Source organism: Pirellula sp. SH-Sr6A (genome assembly GCF_001610875.1).
GTDB lineage: Bacteria > Planctomycetota > Planctomycetia > Pirellulales > Pirellulaceae > JBKCUI01.
Genome location: NZ_CP011272.1, coordinates 864654 through 886437 on the forward strand (window position 1 = coordinate 864654; position 21784 = coordinate 886437).

General features: G+C 53.3%; 11 protein-coding genes. 1 reads left to right on the forward strand and 10 read right to left on the reverse strand.

Annotation, left to right across the window (positions count from 1 at the left end):
* Window positions 1-438: 438 nt before the first annotated feature.
* On the forward strand, window positions 439-624 hold the full coding sequence (locus VN12_RS03225; protein ID WP_146675479.1) for a hypothetical protein: 186 nt from the start codon (window positions 439-441) through the stop codon (window positions 622-624).
* 237 nt (window positions 625-861) lie between these two features.
* Here VN12_RS03225 and VN12_RS25640 read toward each other — a convergent pair whose 3' ends face one another.
* The 10 genes from VN12_RS25640 to VN12_RS03270 form a co-directional block, all read right to left on the reverse strand.
* Window positions 862-2865 carry a hypothetical protein gene (locus tag VN12_RS25640; RefSeq protein ID WP_168164095.1) on the reverse strand — a complete coding sequence of 668 codons (2004 nt, stop codon included), beginning with the start codon at window positions 2863-2865 and terminating at the stop codon, window positions 862-864.
* Between the two features lie 18 nt (window positions 2866-2883).
* Window positions 2884-9129, reverse strand: coding sequence for a hypothetical protein (locus tag VN12_RS03230; protein ID WP_146675480.1), 6246 nt, complete (start codon window positions 9127-9129; stop codon window positions 2884-2886).
* 49 nt (window positions 9130-9178) lie between these two features.
* The gene (locus VN12_RS03235) at window positions 9179-10693 is read right to left on the reverse strand and encodes a hypothetical protein (RefSeq protein WP_146675481.1); all 1515 of its coding nucleotides are present in this window, start codon (window positions 10691-10693) and stop codon (window positions 9179-9181) included.
* 14 nt (window positions 10694-10707) lie between these two features.
* The gene (locus tag VN12_RS03240; protein WP_146675482.1) at window positions 10708-12099 is read right to left on the reverse strand and encodes a Tfp pilus assembly protein FimT/FimU; all 1392 of its coding nucleotides are present in this window, start codon (window positions 12097-12099) and stop codon (window positions 10708-10710) included.
* Window positions 12096-13361, reverse strand: a complete 1266-nt coding sequence (locus VN12_RS03245; RefSeq protein WP_146675483.1) for a type II secretion system protein — start codon at window positions 13359-13361, stop codon at window positions 12096-12098. The genes VN12_RS03240 and VN12_RS03245 overlap by 4 nt, the downstream gene beginning before the upstream one ends.
* A gap of 66 nt (window positions 13362-13427) precedes the next feature.
* Window positions 13428-14495, reverse strand: a complete 1068-nt coding sequence (locus VN12_RS26360) for a type II secretion system protein (protein WP_146675484.1) — start codon at window positions 14493-14495, stop codon at window positions 13428-13430.
* 372 nt (window positions 14496-14867) lie between these two features.
* Complete coding sequence (locus tag VN12_RS03255; RefSeq protein ID WP_146675485.1) at window positions 14868-16334, reverse strand: type II secretion system F family protein; 1467 nt, start codon at window positions 16332-16334, stop codon at window positions 14868-14870.
* 114 nt (window positions 16335-16448) lie between these two features.
* Window positions 16449-18164 (reverse strand): GspE/PulE family protein, encoded by a 1716-nt coding sequence (locus VN12_RS03260; protein WP_146675486.1) that lies wholly within the window; start codon window positions 18162-18164, stop codon window positions 16449-16451.
* Between the two features lie 226 nt (window positions 18165-18390).
* Entirely contained in the window at window positions 18391-19527 is a 1137-nt protein-coding gene (locus VN12_RS03265; RefSeq protein WP_146675487.1) for a type IV pilus twitching motility protein PilT, read from the reverse strand.
* Window positions 19528-19922: 395 nt separating this feature from the next.
* Window positions 19923-21677: a GspE/PulE family protein gene (locus VN12_RS03270; protein ID WP_146675488.1), complete on the reverse strand. Its 1755-nt coding sequence runs from the start codon at window positions 21675-21677 to the stop codon at window positions 19923-19925.
* Window positions 21678-21784: the final 107 nt, after the last annotated feature.

Genomic DNA, 21784 nt, shown 5'->3' on the forward strand with positions numbered 1-21784 from the left:
CCGTTACGAAAGTAGAAAGATCGTCAATCGGGGCACGTTCTCCGTCATTCTAAGGATATTACTCCGCCGGTTGGAAATCCCGAACTGGAACCGCGCCGCTCTTAACCCGGTGGTGACGCCAAAGCCTTGTTACGCAAGTAGCGATATTGCGGTAATCCCGGTAGGAGCCATCAGAGCCTTAGTCTCGGCAGGGATGGCTTGGCATAAGTCCCAGCAGAAGCGCTTGGTCTAGTCCCGGCAGAGACGCTTGGTCTAGTCCCGATAGAGACGCTTGGCCTAATCCCGGCAGGGACGGCTTGTTCTAGTCCCAATAGGGACGCTTGGTCTAGTCCCGGCAGGGACGCTTGGCTTTAGTCCCGCTAGGGACGGCATAAAATAGCCCAGCCCTTTAGGGCTGGGACAATGCGCCCGATACGCCAGTCCCGGTAGGGACGAAAGATGGTTTTCCAAGCCCGCGTAAACTTCTCGTCCGAAAGCAATCTTCAATTCGGCCGGTACATCGAGAAGACGCTTGACCATCGATCGACCATTCTACTTATCCCCGTGATGCGAACCGATCACGCTCAAACGTTCTTTCGTCCCTACCGGGACTTCGGACACGGGTGGTACCCCACCCAGCCTTGAAAGGCTGGGCTATTCTATGCCGTCCCTACCGGGACTAATACCACTCGTCCCCCGCTCTACACCACTTGCTACTTGCTACTTGCTACTTGCTACTTGCTACTTGCTACTTGCTACTTGCTACTTGCTACTTGCTTCTCTCTTCTCTCTTCTCTCTTCTCTCTTCTCTCTTCTCGCTTCTCGCTTCTCGCTTCTCGCTTCTCGCTTCTCGCTTCTCGCTACTCGCTACTCCCTTCTCGCCTAATCTTTCAAACTCTCGATCAAGGAGACTTGCTGGATCACGCCAGCGGTGATGTCTTCCACCCGAATATTGGCTTGAATCGACTTGAGGTCGGCGGGGAAAGGAGGGGGAACATCTTCGATCGTAGGATCAGTCCCAAGCACGGGAACGGTCATACCATATCGACGAAGACCATTGGGATAGTAACGGGTATTAGCAATGACCCCGGCAATTTCTCCATCGGAATCGAAATTGTCGGTGAATGTGTCGAACGCCGTTTGGCAAACGCGAACACCGGGCGAAACGGAAACGGAACCAGAGCGGAGCAAGTAATACGACAACTGATTGGTCGCCTCAATCCCGCTGTAATCGCTCACAATGAACGGCGCCAGTGCCGTTAATGTTGCACCGGAAAGTTTTGGATGGCCGATCCCCTTGATACCCCATCCCATGTCGACATAAGCACCTCGGCTCGCTTCCACGAGTGCCACATTGTTTCTCGCGAAATTATTCGCTACTTCCCAAAATCCAGGGTCGCTTGGTGTCAGCGCAATGTCATCCGACGCGGGCCATCCGGCTTCGGTGACGTTATCCGTCGTGCTATCGACATCGTCATCAAAGCCTGCTGTTCCCCATCCTCCGTCTCGACCGGGATGATACAGTTGTACCGCAGTCGCATCAAAAGCCCTCAAATCAAACGAAACAACGTTCGTTGCGATGATCTCCTCGAGCGTAAAGTCCAACGTAGGAGGCGTGATCAAACTTCCGTCTGTGGTCTTCAAATAGCGAATTCGCATAAAACTAGAGGGCAAGAAGCCGCCATCGGGTTCTACGGATTCGGGAGAAGCCCCCGCTAATCCAATTCCCGCGTTGTACCCCCCCAAAGACATTCCCAATCCATTCGAACGAAAGACCAAGGGAAATGTGGAACCTACAAAATTGTTGCCATCTGTGACCGGGTAGACCCCGTGCGCAAACCGATTGACAGGATCTTGTAGGGAAGTGAGGCTATTGGTTTGATAAACCAACAAATTTCCCGATGACGATGAAATCAAATCCGTCCTCAAGCTCAAATCGCACCGACGGTAAGCATTGGCACCGACACCTCGAAAAGACGCTGGATTACCGGTAGCGGGAGGATCTGGCTGCATTCGAAACAACCGATCTTCTGCAGTCCCCAGCGCGACGCGCAAACCACTTGTGTCAGGTGGCGTAATGTCCAAATCGTCGCGAATTAATAATACCCTTCGGCAGAGGGCCATCTTGTCTGGCATTCCGTCTGCATCCGGAATTCCGTCTCCATCTCGATCGACAACAGGAATCACGTCTGGCCATATATCGGACGGTGCCACAACTCCAGAATCCAGGCCATTGCCATCCGGTAAATTACTGAGCGGGACCATAAACCAAACGATTTCGGCTAACTCCGACGTGATCACGACGTCTGTCGCCCATTCTTCTACCCAGTTCACATTCATCGTTGGATATTGATTATTTTGCTCAAAGTACTTGTTCATTTCGTGATACCGAAGCAACGCTCTTGGGATCTTCCCTCGAAAGACTTCACCCGGCTTGGCGCGCGCCGTGAACATCAACATATCATCGACATCCCCCCATTTGCTCGCCAGCAACAGCATCTCATTGCTCATCGATGTCGCATCAAAACCGGCGGGTCGATTGAAATTCGTTGCGGTGAAGTCGGTCAAGCTGCCATCGAGATATTTGAAGTAACCTCTCGGCGCAACCTGTTGTTGTGGCGTCGTGCCGTCCGCCGTTCGTTGGCTCAAATCCGCCTTGAGCAACGTGACAATCCCACGCAGTTGATCGCTCAGATTGATTTTTGATCGCCCCTCGCTCACCCCGTCACTCAAAGTCTTAAAGCCTTGAGCGAGCGCGAGCATCATCAAGAGCGTGAGCGTGGTCGCAATCAATACTTCGATCAGTGTCAATGCGCGACGCGACACCACCCTGCGCCATCTTGAGTCATTGAATGCATTCGTCATCGCTTTAGTAATCCTGTTCATCTCTCGATCGATCCCGTTCTACAATTGCGACTGAAGCATAATGGTTCGATCTGCATTGAGCGTTTCCCCGGGCTTGTAGCCAACAGGAACTGACCGATCGATAATAAAGAACTTGCGATCGCGAACAGGACGCCCATCCGCCCCCAAGTACTCGTTACCAAATTCATTGATAGGGTCATACTCAAAAAGGGAAACGGTAACCCACACGGCGAATACGTTCGATTGATTCGTTACCATATTTGGTAACCGCATCGCACGCTGCATTCGGTCAAAAGGTTGAGTGACACTGACTTCATCCGAGGTGTTGTTGTTGAATAGGAGGGGACTGTTCGACTGTGTTACCACATCGTTCGCCGCAATATCTGCAGAACGAAGCAACGTCGTCTCGACACCATAACGACTCCGCATTCGATTTGTTGCTAAGGCATCGATTGTGTTGTTTTCGGGATCACCGAGGACTGGTGCCAAGTTGGCGGACATGGCAGGCCGAAACGCCCCAACGAACTCGGTCGGAAATTCTGGGTGGAATGTACCAATCGGTGCTCCGAAGAAATTGTTGTTCGGGATGTTGCTCAAATCGTAACCATGACGGGCTTGATTAAAAGCGCCTGCCACATTCGCCCCTCGCGAGAATGCGAAGTCAATCGATTCAAGTGCCCTGCTGCGCCCCTGCTCGTTGAATGCGATCGTATTCAAATTAATCTTTCCGGAAGCAACATAGCTCGGGATTCGATTGAACGGCGCGAGCAAAGTTGGCCCGCGTGTTGTCGCAGGATTGGCGGAGGGGGGAGCACCTCCTGAATAGTAATTCTGCGGAAGGAAGGAATTGATGTACCGAGCCGCAATGGGAGAACTCGCGGATAAAGCCAACACCTGATCGGGAGGCAAATATTTGTTGGCATCCAGAAACGGTGGTTGGGTTTCGACGAATTCCAGCAGCAGCGGCCAATCGGCAGCCAGTACATTATTCGGATCTAGTGGTGGCACCGCCCAAAAGGACTTGTCGTGTTCCGCTACCTGGAGCGAGGTGTGGAACGTACTCCACGCATTGACAGCTTGGAAGCTTGGCACAAACAGAAATGGATTGAACTGTTGCGTGCCTAGCCCCGAATGGAACACTCCAAAACTCCCTGCATCGGTCGATGGAACCAGAGATAGCTCATAGGGACTAGCGAAAGGTCGATTGAGCCAAAGTAAGCCTTGACGATGTGCGGTATGCCCTTGGTACGCTGGTGCCGCATTGGAAAACGGCCTCCCAAATCCAGCAAAGTCGGTAGAGATCGTCGACGTAGTTGCCTGTTGCGGCGATATAGGAGGTGTTGCCGTCGGATTACCACGCGCCAGGCGATGAAATCCTACGTTGGCGTATCCAAACGTCGTGGCGCTCACCTGCGTCAACGGTGTTCCATTTGGCGGCCAAGATATGTCTAGATTGAATCCTAGCTGGTAGGGGAAATAAGACTCATAGTTCAATCCGTTTTGCCCGGTTGGGGGATTCGTTTGCGGCTTAAACGCATTGATGTCTCGTATCAGCTCATGTGTTCTCGGGGAATATAGGCTCACACCGTACTGAGGTGCACCGAGGTTGGGAGACAATGGCGAAAGGCGACCGTCCTTGTAACGCGAATGAAATGCAATCTCAAGCTGCGAAGGAGTAGATGAATCGTCGTTCGATTCGCTTCCGATGTTCGCCTCACCATTGAACACCGTCAGATCAATCGACATCCAGTCAACCGTGATGTATGGGTTTGTCACTGGATCGTAACCGAACTCTGGATCAGCCAGACGCTGGAGATAAGCCATGCGAACATTCTCGTACGTTCCTGTTCGGTACCGTCCCACCGATCCCAGGTAAGGGTTTCCTTTGTCGATCGGCTCATCAGGAAAATTCCCGACAATTGGCGTAGCCGATGTATCAAGGTAACTGTCGGGAGGGATTTGCGTATTTCCAAATCCTGGCGTGCCATCCGTACGATTCGAATTCAAATCCATTCCATTCAATCGGTACAAAGGTCGATTCGCGTCGGCCCACACATTTTTGTCGTTGGTCCGTGTATGAATTGGGTGAGTCACTCCACCGTTTGCTGCTCGGTAAGGTACCGGCAAACTGACGTTAATCCCAATTCCATCCGGGAAGGGTTCCGCCCAATCCAACTCGGCGGCCAACATGGGGTCATCAGGTGCCAATGTTGTGCAAATCAAGCTCTGAGGAGCCTTTATATTGCTGTTGCCACTGACCCACGCTTCGTTGGCAAGGCGGTTGTTCAATAGATAGGTATTGACGGTACCGCTCGAAAGTTCAATGCGTTGGTAGCTTGGAGACAAGATTGGCCGATTTGCTGCCTGTCCCATCTGCGTCACATCAAAAACAGAGGGATAAGCATTGTTCGTGAATTGATTGTGTTTCAATGATCCGAAACTTGTCTGATTACGTGGTCCAATAACCAAATAACCTCCCCCAGGTAACAAGGCATTACCAGTCGTTGCACAGTAAACACTTTGCTGCTGCAGACTGTTGCTGCGGAGCGAGGACATGATGTCCGGAATATTTTGCGCCGCTGTAGGTCGAGTGCTGGTGAACCAGATGAATCGTTCAAAACCATCGAGCTTACCTGTGTCCGGAGATAGGATCGAGGGATCGTTGACAGCGTACTGCAAGCCATTGCCAATGTGCTGTTCCAGGTTCGTCACATTGGTGTCGTTGATGTTTGGATTTCCCAACCTAGCAGGTTGCGAATTGATTTGCTCGAACGATTGTTGATGCGTCGTGAGCCCGATTTCCGGATAGGAAGTGATGGGGGACGGCAATGGATTGGTGTTTTCCAAGATCCGATTTGGATGGCGATCCGCTGTTACTTGAGCAACACTGTAGTCTTGAGAAATAGCGATGCGCCAAACGGGCTGAGATCCCCAACCGGGTGTTGCCGGAGCCATCTTCGCTAAATTCAACGCGAGAAGCCCGTTGGTCAATGTTGGCGTGACATTGTCGTTTTCGGTGTACAAACTGCTAGGTACACCTGGCAACCCCATCGAACCAGCGCCCACCGTGTTGTTAGGAGAAGTAGTCGTTCGAGGGTTGGTAACTTCGATAAACAACGACGCCTCTGGAAATCGGTACTGATCGAAGTCATCATCGGGATCGGTATCGGTCGTTAGCTTGCCTGTAAAATCTCGATTCGTATCGCGTACACGTTTGTCATGGATGGCCAACGTTTCGGAAAGCAACGCTTCTGGCATCTCCATCCCCCAAACAACACCCGTATAGACGCGGTTTGGGATCCCATTGACGGAATTGGATATCCTGTCCGGTGCCCAATAGGCTGGCCGGGCTCCGATGGGAGATTGGGCGTTCGTTGGTCCGACACCGAATGGAACAATGTCGTATTCGAATCGAGTCATCGCACCATCGGCGTCTCGGAAGTCGACCACATTCACGGCCCATTGCGCCAAGGCACGTGCGCGAATTTGTGACCGTTCCCAATAGGTCGCCGGGGTGATGGCGATTCCTTGCATCCCCGGAAACTTATAATCTCGCGGGACGATCAATTGAGCCAAACAGTACAAGTTGCGAGCCAGAATTTGACGCGATCCGAGTCGGCGACGTGTTTCACTCGGCTTCACTCCATCCACCTGATTCTCCCTTGTATAGGCACCCGCCGTCGGCGCACTTCCCGGAAAAAGTTCTCGGTCGTTACCCAAGAGTATCTCTTGCGGCTCGTCGACTTGACCATCCCCGTCATTATCAAAACCATCGCCGAAGGGGCGATTCAAATCCATGCGAAGCCCCGAGGCAAAATCGACAGGGAACAACTCCGCGAGAGCTGCATAACTGATTTCAGGATCCGTAGCAACTGTCCGATGCCGCTGGGTGTGCAACCACTGCAGATAACGCAAATAGCTCGGTGGCTGGTGCTCGATCGATACGGCGTTGGAACTGGTTCCCACTCGCATCGCTGCTGCAATGTTTGGGTACCGCAACTCGCCACTGCGCGTCGTGATCTCGTCGAAGATAAAGTCATTGACATTTATAGAAACATTGTCATTCGTAAAGCCCGCTCTTAAAAAGACTTGCTTCAATCGGTCCGGTAATGAATTCGTGTCCTGACTGTATCGACGAAGAATTGCCTCCAAATCGGTGAGCGCGATGGGATCATCCGAATTGGGACGGGACGCAACAGAAGACTCATACGGGTCATCTGCGAGTTCATCTGCAACTGGGTTCCCCGTCGGTGCGAGAGCTGGATTTCCATGCAGATCAAAACTAATTCCAGTCGATCCCCGTCGCTCCAATGGCAAACCCGGCAGCCGATTATGCTGATGGGGTGCGTGAAACTCGCGCTCAGCGATCTGGCTAAGCGGGTCATTCGCATTCCGGACCCCAGGGAATCGATCGAGCAAAATGTTCGAGTAATCGATCGGACGAAGACGGTAGAAAGGGAACCGTCGAGCGCCGTAACGCTCATCGAAGAACGAGAAATGAGTTGGACTTGAAACCAAGACTGGGGAAATTGCCCCAGCATTGGCTGGGGGTACCCCACCCGGCCCAAAGAAACTCGCCAACGAGATTTCCGCAGGTCCATACCCGAACCCATTCGTCAACGACATACCGCTTCGTTTGAAAGCACCCGCAATAGGGATGAACGCGTCGGACGTCGCTTGCGTTCGATCCCCCGCCGTGTTGAGATTCACACGACCATCGAGATCTTGAATCATAATCGCAGCCAACGGCTTCAGTCGACGTCCCTCCGGTGAGTAAACGACAGGCAAATTGGGATCGATCCAAACACTGTCGGGAGCCCCATCCCCGTCGTTGTCGACATCCCAAGGACCTTCGATCTGACGACGAACATAGGCGACCAAATCTGCGGTAGTTGGCGTAGCCGATAGTCGGGGGTAATTCGGGTCGTTCTGCATAAACCCAGGATTGACCGCCCCGTAACTCATCACCCGCGCTGATGACATGTCGATCAACTGCAACAACTGTTGCGCTTGAGCGGCTGTGAGACCCGAAGCAGATCCCATCTTGTGTGCTATATGCTGAATAACAGCCGGCCGATGGTAAGAGGGAATGACCGAGGGGGGAGTGGTGGGCGTGGGAGGTACGGTGAAGTAGCTCTTGTGGGCAAGCCAAGCGTCGCGGAAGTCAGGTACGTCGTACCCTTCGTTGCTATTGCCATTCAAACGGAACTCAAGAAGGTTATTTCTCGGGATCCCAATGCCATCCACTCCCACCTTTCCATCGGAGAGATTGGTGGCCATAACCGAAGAGTTTTGTAGATAATCATAATCCGTGAGAAGCATCGGCGAGAATTTCGTACCCGTCGATGGAATCGAAAAAAGTCGACGACTATCGATATTTCCGTAGCTGGGACTTGGTACCATCGGCCCGGAACCGCTCGGGAGATAAGCGACCTCTTCAATACCGATACCAAAGCTATTGAACGGAGCACCATTGATCAGGACGCTGTAACCTTCAAATGGCGAACCCGCCGTTGGACGGGGCTGATAAAACAGAGATTCAATCCCGTTCGTAGCAATCCAATTAGGCAAGGTCATCGTGACCGATCGCAATCGGCCACCCGAGTAAATTTGCCCTTGAAACTGTTCTCCCCGAATGTCGTTCAAGTCGATCAGAATGGAGTAGGCGGTCTGCGAAGCCTGAGCGTCGGCATAAACCTTGCTCGACCATGGTGTGTTATCCACATTGGGATCCGGCTTTACATTGGTCCCGCCTACTTGACCAACATACTTCAAGATACGAAACGACTGTCCCGCTAAAGGACCTTCGCGAACGGTCAGAATCCGCGAGTTATAGTCGTTCTCGAAATCCGACAGCGCATTGACAGTACCCAATTGAGGACTGAGCGTGACCTTCACCAACGCAACATCAGGTAAATTCCGAGTTGCAGCCGTGATTGGATTCACCGTAAAAAGTTGAGCACTTGATGTTGTGGTGAATGCACTGAAGGTCGTCTCGATGGGCCGACTATCGTAGATGTCCCCCAACATGTCGTTCTTATAAAACGGCGACTGGGTGTCATTCGTACCCCGAACCGCCCCTAATACGACTTTCAACGCGGAGCCTTCCACATCGAAGTTCGAGCGACGAGCGTTTTGCAACATCCCTCGACTCCCGGTGCGGGAGGCACTGGCAGCGACGACATAAGTCACCGCCAGCAAACTGAACATGGCCAGCATGCCCAACGCGATCAAGAGGATCAATCCGTTGGCTCTCTGACGAGATTGCATTTGTTTACGTTTCATAAGGACACTTTCTCTCAATTGTGGTGTGTGTGAGAGATGCTCGTTGACTTTAGTAGGATACCGTCATGGTGCGTTCGAAGACGTGAACAACGTTGGGGATCAACGTCGCCGATGTCTGCTGGTAATAGGCCGTCGATGAATCTCCCACGGAGTTCAACGACAGACCTACCCTCGCAGCACTTTGAATCTCATCGGTCGTCCAAGTCCACGCGCCGCCGCTCACGCGCACCGAAAGTGGAAACACGTCGGAGTTCGGAGCCGATACCACGCGATACCATTTGTGTTTCTGTCGCATAACAGCCGCTGCAGGCAAGTTGGCTGCGTCGCGATAAAAATGAACGACGTGCCGGGACAACATCAACCAATCCCCCGCCTTCAACTTCGCCTCCAAGGCATCCGTAATCGCAGGTGGCTGGGTCAACGTAATTTCAAAGGTTCCCGATTGACTTGGTTCGTCGGTCGTGATGTCCCACGTAACCCCAAAGATGCGTTCCCCTTCGACCGTCGCAGGTGTTTGAGCCAGCGGCAGATAGATCTCTCGAAGCAACCGCCTCTTTTGAACCACAATCGCTAAATCATAGGCTTCTACAGCCATGGGGATGACATAGTTTCGCATCGCCGCTCGAAAAGCTGCGGGGGTCGAATAAATCGCGCGGGACGGCAGCTTGGTTTTTTCTAAGATCGGTGTCGACTCGGCTGGACTAATCAACGCAGACCACATCGGAGCCGTCGGAACCAGTGTCCCTTGAATCGGCAACATGGAGTTTGGATTGCTGGGATCAGCGGGATCTGGCGTAAGCAACATTTGCCTTCGCATCGCAAAACCCTGCGAATTATCCGGTTTGATCGACACGACGTCCCCACCCGGCGTTACCGTCGACCGAGAAATCGGCTGCTTCATCCACCCGCCATTCAATCCTACGTGGTTCGCATCATGAAGCGTCACACGCAGCGCACGGGGCGTGTTGGGGCCAAAGCCATCGGCATAGTATGGAAATCGCGTTCTGCGAAACGGTAGCCAATTGGCATCGTTCTGCATCACCTTGCCACCCGAATCCTGCGTGCCCCAAAAACTCGGGTCCATATAAAAACTGGTCCCCAATGTTTGGTTCACAGCAAGCCATGCGGCATCCTCCATCCCTTGCGTGCTCCCCATGCTATCAAAGCCGAGCAAATCAAGATTCTTCGAAAGCAGATCGTACTGATACTTGGGATTGGCCGGAGAAGGGTCCCCTTTACGGCCATTATTGTTGTAGAGGTCTGTAAAGGAATAGAAGAATGTCTTGTTCGAATCCCCAATGGTCGACAACTCATCGTCGATGACTTGCCAAGGTTTCTCGAATGTCGGTTTGAAAATGGCTTGCGATTCCGCCATCGCGACGGCGCTATCTCCAGCGACGACCGATTGAACGGTTGCATAGCTCTCGTTGGCCTGCCGTGCAGCAAATGGGACCATCGCGGCAATTCCAATCAGACCGACCAGAATAATGGACAGTGCAAAAAGAACTTCAACGACAGTCAGGCCGCTTCGAGTGTTTTTAGATCCCGTTGGGTGCATCGTCATGTTATGTACTCCTCTTACTGCCCGGTCGCAAACTGTGCAAAGGCACGCTTGCGCGAAAGGGAAACGCAATCACCCAAACTCGGAGAGCCACCAAGCAATCCGCCCGCCACAAGATCTTCCGGACGTATGGCCCCTATGGGGGAGGCGGCCACGGCGCCCGACCGAGGACTAACGCGCACGACATAATTTGACGGATCGGCCAAAGATCCTGCATATGGAACCGTCGTCGACACGTTGACTTGATCAATGCGCCCAATATGCAAATACAAGTCTTCCGCGGCATCGATCATCTTCAAGGTTGCTGGTGGGCGATTGGAAGGAAGACATTGGTTGTTCGCATAAACACGCCCAAACGAACCGTCAGGATTGAAGACAATGTAAATAGGGCGTAGCTCTCCCGGCTGAGGTACAGGTGCCAAAGCCGTAGGCGATGGTGCCATGGATATGGGACTCACCCATGCGCTAGAAAAACGCAATCGATAGTCGCGCGCTGATGCCAGAGGGTCCGGGGTAATCCCCGCGCTCGAATCAAAGTGATAAAGCTTTCTAGGTTCAGAAAAACCACTCACCGATAAGTCGATACAGATCCCCCGGGGCAGCGTGACGTTCTGCACCGCGATCGGTCTTGGTTTCGGATACAGTGTGAAACTTTCCGCGCTCATCGGCGTCAAATTGTTAATTGCAATTTCAGTCGGGTTTAACGTCACGTTCCCCGAAAGGAAGTAGAGTACCAACATCTGCAACCCGTTTTGCGTCGTAACGCCAGTCTCGGCTATCACAAACTTTGCCTGCGACAAACCGAAACTGATTTCATTGCCTGCGACCAAGTTATTCACAATGAAGGATCGCGTAGCATGATCTTGAATGGCATTTGAGGAGGTTCTCGTCTGAAGATAAATTCCGACGCGGTAGAACGGTGCAATCGGTGTTAATTCCTGAATGGTTGCCTCGCGAGTTTCCACGGCCGGCATTCCGGAAACGCTCGTGATAACAGTCGATGGCAAACCCATGCTGTCGCTGGATACAGGCATGGGCGACTCCGCCATGCTCAATCGGATACACGCGTTGTAGGGAATGTAGTTGATGAAGGGATCCACATCCGAAGTGACCGGGGAAGCTGTCCCCGACACCCCTACTTCTACACCCTCGATGCGACCGTTTTCGTCGGCGTCGAATGGTCGCGAAGACAATCGCTCCAACACCACCGCAACCGGCTTGCCCGATGCAATGGCTCGCGACCGAGCAGCCTCCAAATAGTTCTTCACGATGATTGCGGATTGCGAACCCCTGCGATCCGACAACATGGTCTTTACGCTCGGCAAGACGATCACTGCGAGTGCAGAGACGACCGCCAGGGTCACAAGCAATTCAACAAGGGTAAATCCTCGGCGATGATTCGTTATCATAGCGACGACGCATTCCCTTCAAGATTGGTAATGTTGTCCGAAGCTTGCCTCGGGAAGATATACGAACCGAGCTGAAACCCGGTATTGTTGCGGGGGTACCAAGGATCGGGCATGGCACTCTTGCCGCCGAGCACGCTGATGTTTGCATTCGCACCGTAATTCCAGGAGCAATCGGCGGACGACCGTGTGTCAATCGCAGAGGAGAATCGCTGATCCCCCGCAGGGAGCGTGTCCAACTCCAAACGGATGCCAAACTGACCATCGATCCCTGCACTCACCACCAACGGCACACCCAAAGGCCCCGACTCGAAGGCGGTGTTCCGCCCCGGATCTCGCCCCATGCGATCATAAGGCTCGTCGCCAATCGACAATCGAGCCGTAGCCCCACTACCGCGCACTAGCAATGGATCCAATGGATCGGGATGGGCTTGAACAGCCCCAGGAAACCCGGCAGGCCAACGGAGCCAAGCAATCGGTCGCCCCCAAGCATCCACGAACTCCTTCAAGCCGTCGGAATCGGTGTCCCCAATCTCCGACGCACCGAAGACCTCCATGGCGCTCGAGCCGTCGTAGTTCGCGTCCTCAACAATCAAATAAAGGAGCTCGGCGTTAGCGTTACTGATTTCCCAACCAGATGCCGGAATGAAGTAGCCACCCTGAAGAACACTAAGCTTCCGCAACAATCGGATCGCTCGCGAGGAAGGTTGATTCCTCGCAACCAATGGTCCAGCAGGAACGGCTAATCCCGTCACGATCGGAGAGGCGTAGGTTTCCAGATGCCTGCGAATATAAAAATCTGGATCCGGCCCCGTTCCTCCAGAAACATTCGCACGGCCGTCATACCACTTGATGTCGTCCTTGTGGTCCGGCATCTCAAAGCGAAGCCGATCGCGAATCGCTAAAAGCAATGACTGCTCGACGCGGTCACCGCGAGTCGAAACATTGGTCGGAAATCCATCTAGCCCTGCTGTCGGAGGTATCCCGCTGCCGACCCGATTGGGAGACGACGCACCCGGACCTGGCGGGGGAATCGGGTAGCCTCGGTACATGTTCCATCCCAGAGGCTCTTGCGAATACTCTTCTACACAGTCGATCAGCACATTGCTGATCTTCTGAATCGTCGTTCGCGTTTTCTGCGTGAACGACTCTTGCTGCGCTCCGCGATAAGCGATCGTTAGCATCCCCGCCAACGTCCCGATAATCGAGATGACAACGAGAAGCTCGACCAAGGTAAAACCTTGGGTGCAGTTTCTTGTTCGCATTCGTTGGGTTTGCATTTTCAACATGGCTTGCTTCTCGATTCCCGCGGGCCAACTGAGGTGCTGACGTTACTGATTCACCGTGGTATCGCGGAATGTCGGCGGCTCAATGCAGCTCGCGACGTTATCCCACATGGGTTGCTTGTTGTTGTGCTCCGGCAACCTATATTTCGAAGCACCACTCACGGGCGACCATCCCGTCGGGGAAGGCTCGTACCCTTGTCCCGTCGAACTAAACAAAATAAAAGGCGACCCACCTGGACGCATCCATCCGTAGAAACCATCGATTCCAGGACTTATCACTTGGAACGTCTTCGCCGATTCGTAGCCAGCCGTCGGCATCGTAGCCAATGTCGCGGCCAAAAGCGGACGGGCGGCACCATACAAAGCATCGTTAGGATCGGAGGAGGGAGTGGCCTTGTGATAGTTGAAGAAGACCGTGCCGCCTCTTACAAATTGATACGTGCGATGATCAAAATAGACGTAGGGCGTTGATGAAGCGTACGACCCGTACACCGGCAGCAAATCATCGGATCCATGCCCTGCAAACGAATCATCGAAGAAGTTCAACCGACCGTTGTTGAATTCGTAAAAGGAATTCTCTCTCTGCGGGTTGTATTGATAGACAGGAGAAGCTGGCGTACCCGTGTTGACAAAGGGACCACCCTTGCCAGTGAATGGCTTTTGACCATCGGTGCTGAAGCCCCCCAAGAAAAACACCAACGCCTCCGCTGGGTCCATCACTCGACTGTCGTAGTCATTGCGAACCGCCGAACTCCCAGGCAAACTTGGATTGAGCAAATTGAGCTCGCTCTGCAAGATGCTCGGGAACGCCTTGCGAAGATGCGTCTCCATGATCCGCCAATCGCTTCCATCTGGCGGGTAATCGCCGTATTTGGTGCGATACTTCTCCACGGCGTCGGCCAACGACTGAACCTCGAACTTGACCATACCGTTATTCATGGTCCTTCGAACCGCGAACACGGCTGGGACTAAAAGACCAACCAGAACCCCGATGATGGATATCACCACCAACAGCTCCACCAAGGTGAAACCGGATCGGTTCGCCATCCCGCCGCGGGCGAATAAGCCTCCTGCGCCCAAGCTCTGCAATCCCTTGTTTCGGTGCTTCTTCATGGCTACTTTCCTTTCGCTTCCCACAACAGGGTGATCATCCCCCTGCCGCTCGCTTTTTCCGCCTCTTCCTGTCCCTATCTAACTCCCTCGCGATAAACCATTTATCGCAAGTCTCAATTCAAGTTGATTTGTCGCAATCTGAAACAAAATCAAACGATCCGGAAGCTTTTCTTTAACACTCGACTAGCGATGCAAAAGGAGTTCCACGTTTGCTATTATTCCATGAAATCTGAAAAGTAATCGTCGACCCACCCATTGAATTCTCAGCCGCCATGGCGCCGCCTCTTGTTACCAACGACCCAGCAGAGCGTGCGTCAATATCTGCTGGAGACGGCTAACAAGCGCTCGCGTCCATGCGCGGATGCCATGCGGTTAGCTCAAGCTGGTGATCAAGGAGATCAACGGCATGAACAACGAGATCACGATGAACCCGACCGCCACCCCTAGGAATACGATCAACATCGGTTCGATCAACTTGGTCAAACCTTCTGTCATCACGCGCACTTCCTCGTCGTAGTTGTCAGCGATCTTGTAAAGCATCGTATCGAGCTCCCCAGTCTCTTCACCGACATCGATCATGTTAACAACCAAGTCATCGATGACTCGGGTCTTCATACGCAGGAGATACCAAAGGGCCATGCCAACCACCCCAGCACCGATCGTGATGCCGCTGATGACCACGAGCTGATCGCCGGCGCTGGCTGCAGCCGCTTTCGAGCCCGCCTTCCCTCCTTGCTTGACCCCCTTACCGGCCGTCAAGGCGACCGACATCATCATGATCCCTGGAAAGGCACCCATCCAACACCAATAAAACAAGGCCATAGGATGGAACCCAGGCGATGAATGCTCCTTCATCGGCTTGGCGATCACATCCCCCTCTCGAATCGCGTCGATCACTTTATTGAAGATGCGTTCGAACATTGCGTTCCCTGCTGTCTCCCGCGTGATGTTGAGGGCTTCCAGAATAGGAACGCCTGAAGTAATCAACGTACCGAGCGTTCGAGTCGTTCTCGCCAGAATATTTCGCTCAATCAAACTTCCGAAAACCGGAACCTTGATGATGAACTGATCAAACCCCATACGCCCATGCTTGAACTTTCGGATGATCTTTCCAATCAACCAACAACAAATCGGCAACAAGAACATCAACCAGAAATAGTTCACGACGTAGTCGCTCATCGCCATGAGCAACAACGTGGGAGGGGGTAGCTTCAATTCGAACTCATCGAACATCTTCTTGAACGTCGGGACGATAAAGAACATGATCCCCGCGAGAATGGCGATCGCCACCAACACAACCGCAATCGGGTAAATCAGAGCCCCCTTCACCTTTCGCTTAAGCGATTCGGCGCTTTCCAAGAACTCTGCCAAACGCTGAAGGATCGTTTCCAACGCACCCCCGGCCTCACCCGCCTTGATCATGTTGACATACAAGCGACTGAATACCTTGGGGGCCTTCGCCATCGCCTCGGAAAGAGTCAAGCCCGTTTCAATCTCTTCGCAGACATCCTGCAACGTGTACTTCAGTTTGCCTGGCTTTTGATTGTTCTCGAGAATCTTGAGCGAACGCAGGATCGGCAAACCTGCATCCTGCAGAATCGACAACTGCCGGGTGAACGTACAGATATGCTTGGTCTTCGCACCACCAATGGAGAAGCCACGCTTCTTCTTTGCCTTGGTGCCCGCCGCCGCTGCCGTCCCCTTCTTGAGGGATAGCTTCGTGACAAAGTACCCCATCTGCCGAATGGTATTCTGTGCTTCTTCTTCGCTCGGTGCCTCGATCACGTCTCGGATTTCTTGTCCGGTCCGATCCATGGCTTCGAATTGATACATTGGCATGTTTTCGGTGTCCTTTGATGGTGGGCCCGCTGCTTGTCCACTCGAATTCTCGGTCCGGCGGCGACCAAGGCAATTTTTTGAATAGAAAAAAGTGTAAGGAGAAAAAAATCGATCTTAGCCGTCGTGCACGGTTTCCCGCACAATCTCTTCGGCCGTCGTCAAACCTTGGAAGACGAACTGCCGTCCGTAATCGCTCAAAGTGATCATGCCGAACGATTGAGCCTTGCGACGTAAATCGTCGGTGGTGGCGTTTTCCATAATCATGTCGCGAAGCGTGTCGTTCATGATCATCAATTCAAACAATCCGATCCGGCCTTTGTACCCGGTGTTGTTGCAATTATCGCAGCCGCGCCCGCGATAAAACTTGTGCTTGCGCAACTCCTCGTCGCTCACCCCCAATTCCGTCAACATCTCGACCGGTGGCTCGGTTTCCTCGCGGCATTTGGTGCAAATGCGCCGAACAAGCCGCTGAGCAAGAATCGCTTCCACCGTCGCTGTGATCAAGAACGTAGGAATCCCCATGTCCTTCATCCGAGTGATCGTGCTCGGAGCATCGTTGGTGTGCAACGTGCTAAAGACCAAGTGACCGGTAAGAGAGGCTTGGACCGCGATCTCCGCCGTCTCCAAATCCCGTATCTCCCCGACCAAGATGATGTCGGGATCCTGACGCAAAATCGCTCTCAAACAGGACGCAAACGTAACTCCAATGTCGTGGTCGATCGGAATCTGTACGATGCCGTCGATGTCATACTCCACCGGATCCTCCGTGGTAACCAACTTCTCGGTGATCTCGTTCATCTCCGACAACGCCGAATAGAGGGTCGTTGTCTTCCCCGATCCGGTCGGACCAGTCACCAAAACGATTCCATTGGGACGGCGCATCACCGTTCGAAAACTGTTCATGGTGTGCTCGTCCATCCCGACCTTGGTCAAGGACAAATTCACCACCGTCCGGTCCAAGATCCGCATAACGACGCTTTCACCAAACATCGTCGGCAATACCGAAACGCGCAAGTCAACCGGGTGACCACCGACCATCAATTCGATCCGTCCGTCCTGCGGAAGACGACGCTCGGCAATGTCCAAATTCGCCATGACCTTGATACGAGTCGTGATGGCAAAGGCCAAGTGCCTCGGCGGTGGCACCATCTCATAAAGCACCCCCTCCGCCTTGATCCGTATCCGGAACTCGTCTTCAAATGGCTCGAAGTGAATATCGCTCGCGTGGTCCTTGATCGCCAAAAGCAAAACCAAGTTGAGCAGCTTGCGAACCGGAACACTGTCAGCCAAAGCTTCAGCACCGTCCAAGTCAAACTTCTCTCCCTGCAGCATGCTCGCTTGCTGAAACAACTCTTCGTCGTTCGCTAACTCCGCAACGATCTTCTCAACGCTAAGAGATTCCGAAGAGTAAAACCGCTCCAAGGCCGCTTTGATCTCGCGCTCGGTACAAACCATCATTTCGATGTCGTACCCCAAGAACGTTCGCAACTCGTCTTGAATGCTCAAGTTTTGCGGATCGCACGTCGCGACGGAAAGAGTATGACCGTCGAACCGAACAGGAATGACGCGGTAAAGCTGGGCCATCGTTTCCGACATCCGCTCCAACAACTCCTTCGGAACCGGCTGCTCGCTTAACGAAATCACCTTCATGTTCATCTGTTCGCCAAGCGCTTGCGCCAACTGATCATCGGTGATCAAGGCCATGTCTTCGGCGATTTTTCCAAGCAATGCACCAGGCTGCTGCTGCTGCTCTTCCAGCAACAACTGCAACTGTTCGTCGGTGATGAAGCCCATATCGACAAAAATTTGTCCGATACGACGAGCTACCATGATGTTCGTTCCTAACTGCGTTGGAAATGGTTGAATCTGTTCTACCAGCTGCGGCCCTAAAAGCCGCAACGCTCTATCTCAGGTCGATCCATCGACTGTCCTTCCGATCTACTGCCTTCGCGGTCTACGGGCTTCGCGGTCCAGCGAATCGCCGATCAGCCTCGGATTGGCTTCTGTCCCTCAGCCAACTAGATCGCTCGACCGTTTTTGCAACGATCGAAGGCAACTAGTGGCCGCCGCCCCCGCCCCCGCCCCCGTGATCGAAATCTTCGTCGGCCGGTTCGTCTGCAATCCCCTTCCGGGCATTGACGATCCGCTTGGCCAAATCGTCCGGCCGGTGTGCCTTGGCCAAGATATCCTCGATGATCACCTTGTTGTCTTTCCACAAGTTGAACAACGCATCGTCCATCAATTGCATGCCGAACTTCGCTCCCGTTTGGATGGCGGATGTGATTCGGAAGGTCTTGTTTTCCCGGATCAAGTTGGCAATACCGTTGGTGACGACGAGAACCTCATACGCAGCACATCTCCCGCCCCCAATCCTGGGAATCAAGGTCTGCGCGACCACCCCCAGCAAACTGGAAGACAACTGCGTTCGGATCTGGTCCTGCAAGTTCCCTGGGAAAGCATCGATGAGACGGTTCACCGTTCCCTGCGCACTATTGGTGTGCAACGTGCCGAACACGATGTGCCCCGTTTCCGCTGCCGAGATCGCAGCAGAAATAGTCTCCAAGTCACGCATTTCCCCAACCAGAATACAATCGGGATCCTGCCGCAACGCCCGGCGAATCGCTTCGGAGAAGCTCGGCACATCCACCCCCACTTCGCGCTGATTGATCGTCGACTTTTTGTGGTCGTGATAGAACTCGATCGGATCCTCAATCGTGATGATGTGGTGGTCGTGGGTCTCGTTGATGTAATTGATCAAACTCGCGAGTGTCGTACTCTTCCCAGAACCGGTCGGGCCGGTTACCAAAACCAACCCCCGAGGTCTCAGCACCATCTTGATCACCGCCTCGGGCAACCCAAGCTGCTCGGGAGTCAGCTTGTCGTTGGGAATCTGACGCAGAACCATCGAGATGTTCCCACGCTGCTTGAAGATCGAAACCCGGAACCGAGCGAGCGTTCCGAACGCGAACCCGAAGTCGGCACTTCCCGATTCCTGCAATTCACGCTGGCATCGCTCCGGTGCAATACTTTTCATCAACTGAACCGTATCGTCCGCCTCAAGAACCTTCGTCTCCAATTTTCGCATTCTGCCGTGCAGACGAAAAACCGGCGGCTGGCCAACGACAATGTGAATGTCGCTCGCCCCCTGCTTCACAGCAGCTTGAAGGAGTTTATCGATGAGAACTGTTGCCATACATGTTCCGATAAGACAGCGTAATGAAGCCCTGCCTGCCGCAGGAAAACGGATGCGATCCACATCTCCTACGTCAGGACTGAGAATCCACGGAAGACCGGACCCGGAGATCGGAGGAGCTGGAAAAGCAAGATTTGTGAAAAGGAACCCATCAACCAGTGTTGGGTGGGCAGATCTATCCTACTTGTTTGCTGGCAAAAAGCGAAGTTTTCCCAGGGAAAAGAGAGGGACAGTAGGGAAAATGGAACGGTCGTGCGTTACCCAGGCAGGGAACGACTTCCCCTCACAGCAGCGCGCGGGTGCGTGACAAAAGAAAAGTCGCCTGGAACCCCCAAACCGACCTATTGCGTGAACAGTACCGCAACCTCCCCCTGCATCGCCCAGAAAGAGCGCTGCTAGGTCATGAACTCCTTGATCACCCGGTCAATAGCGATGTGCTCCTGCTCCGTCTTCTTCGCACAGCGATAAACCTCGTCGAGCGTCGAAATGCCATTTATCACTTTTCTTAATCCGTCGCAGTAGAGGGTGGTCATCCCCTGCAGGATCGCTTCCGTTCGAAGCTCCGCCGACGACTTGGCAGCAAACATGAACTCCCGGATACGACCGTTGACGACCATCATTTCGTAAATCCCAATACGCCCCCGATACCCCTTCTTCTGGCAGTAAGGGCACCCCTTCCCCTTCGAGAATTTCGCAACCTCCACGATCTCCTTGGGCAATCCAGCCTCGGCCAACACGGCATCGGACAAACCGGACTGGTACCGACATCGCGTGCAGATTTTCCGCACCAGCCGCTGCGCCATCACCGCAATCACCGAACTGGCCACCATGTAACCCGGCACCCCCATGTCGGTCATACGCGTCACAGCACTGGGCGCATCGTTCGTGTGCAGAGTACTGAATACCAAGTGTCCAGTAAGACTAGCTTGGATTCCCATCTGTGCGGTCTCGGTATCTCGCATTTCCCCGACGAGAATAATATTGGGAGCTTGTCGGAGCATGGCTCGAATGATGCGGGCGAAGTCGAGTCCAATGTTGTGCCGAACTTCCACTTGATTGATACCGGGCAAGTAGTATTCGACGGGGTCTTCGGCCGTGATGATTTTCCGGTCCGGTCGATTGAGAGCATTGAGGGCCGCGTAGAGCGAGGTTGTCTTTCCGGACCCGGTAGGACCGGTGACCAGAAAGATACCATTAGGACGTTTGATGAGACCGGTGAAGATTTTGAAATCGCGATCTGCGAGCCCAAGTTGCTTGATCCCGACCTTGATATTGTCCTTGTCCAGTAGCCGCATAACTGCTGACTGGCCATGATTCGTCGGAATAATACTTACCCGCAGATCAAGTTCCTTTTCGCCGACCGTGATTTTGATCCGGCCGTCCTGAGGACGCCGGCGTTCGGCGATGTCCATTTTCGCGAGGATCTTAATGCGGGAGAGGAGAGCCCCCAGCAATCTTCGCGGAGGACTGTCCCGTTCGACGAGCACGCCGTCGATCCGATAGCGGATGCGGACGCGATCTTCAAAAGGCTCGACGTGGATATCGGATGCACGAAGCTGGACCGCTTCGGAAATCATGTAATGAACCAGCCGGACGACCGGAGCGGTCTCGTCTCCGTCCCCTTCCTCGGCCGCGATTTTGTCTTCTTCGGTTTCGGTGAAGTCGATTTGGGTGTCGGTAAACTCTTGCAACATCGAGTCGGCCGACTCCCCTTCCACCTGCCCGTAATACCGGTTGATCGCTTCGATGATTTGTTCTTGCGGGGAGAGCGCTGTTTCGACCTTTCGGTTGAGGATAAACCGAAGTTTTTCGATGGTTTCAATATCGAATGGGTCGGTTACAAGAACTTTGATCGTGTCGTCTTCTTCGGAGACGGGGATAATTTTGTTTTCCCGAGCGACCGATTCCGGCACCAGCTGGATGACATGGTCGGGGATCCGGATGCTTTGCAAATCGATATATTCGAACTTGTGAAACTCCGCCAGCGCCTGCGTAACCTCTTCGCTGGAGGCGTATCCCAAGTTGATGAGAGCCTTGGCGATCTGGATATCGTCCTTTTTGGCGAGCGCTTTCGCTTCATTGAGTTGCTCGAGCGAAATCACCCCTCGAGTGAGGAGCAGATCGGTAAAGTCTCGCATCGGTTGATCCATGGTGTCTCTTTGCTTGGGGCCGCTGGGATGAGGAAAAGAGGACGCAAAGGGAGGTTGATTTGCATTACGCGTGAAATTCAAGTATATCGCACCAGTTGGAACGATCA

Excerpts from the sequence above, each read along its gene's own strand:
- VN12_RS03225 (WP_146675479.1), top strand. The coding sequence starts at position 439 with ATGGTTTTCCAAGCCCGCGTAAACTTCTCGTCCGAAAGCAATCTTCAA.
- VN12_RS25640 (WP_168164095.1), bottom strand. The coding sequence starts at position 2,865 with ATGAACAGGATTACTAAAGCGATGACGAATGCATTCAATGACTCAAGA.
- VN12_RS03230 (WP_146675480.1), bottom strand. The coding sequence starts at position 9,129 with ATGAAACGTAAACAAATGCAATCTCGTCAGAGAGCCAACGGATTGATC.
- VN12_RS03235 (WP_146675481.1), bottom strand. The coding sequence starts at position 10,693 with ATGACGATGCACCCAACGGGATCTAAAAACACTCGAAGCGGCCTGACT.
- VN12_RS03240 (WP_146675482.1), bottom strand. The coding sequence starts at position 12,099 with ATGATAACGAATCATCGCCGAGGATTTACCCTTGTTGAATTGCTTGTG.
- VN12_RS03245 (WP_146675483.1), bottom strand. The coding sequence starts at position 13,361 with ATGCGAACAAGAAACTGCACCCAAGGTTTTACCTTGGTCGAGCTTCTC.
- VN12_RS26360 (WP_146675484.1), bottom strand. The coding sequence starts at position 14,495 with ATGAAGAAGCACCGAAACAAGGGATTGCAGAGCTTGGGCGCAGGAGGC.
- VN12_RS03255 (WP_146675485.1), bottom strand. The coding sequence starts at position 16,334 with ATGCCAATGTATCAATTCGAAGCCATGGATCGGACCGGACAAGAAATC.
- VN12_RS03260 (WP_146675486.1), bottom strand. The coding sequence starts at position 18,164 with ATGGTAGCTCGTCGTATCGGACAAATTTTTGTCGATATGGGCTTCATC.
- VN12_RS03265 (WP_146675487.1), bottom strand. The coding sequence starts at position 19,527 with ATGGCAACAGTTCTCATCGATAAACTCCTTCAAGCTGCTGTGAAGCAG.
- VN12_RS03270 (WP_146675488.1), bottom strand. The coding sequence starts at position 21,677 with ATGGATCAACCGATGCGAGACTTTACCGATCTGCTCCTCACTCGAGGG.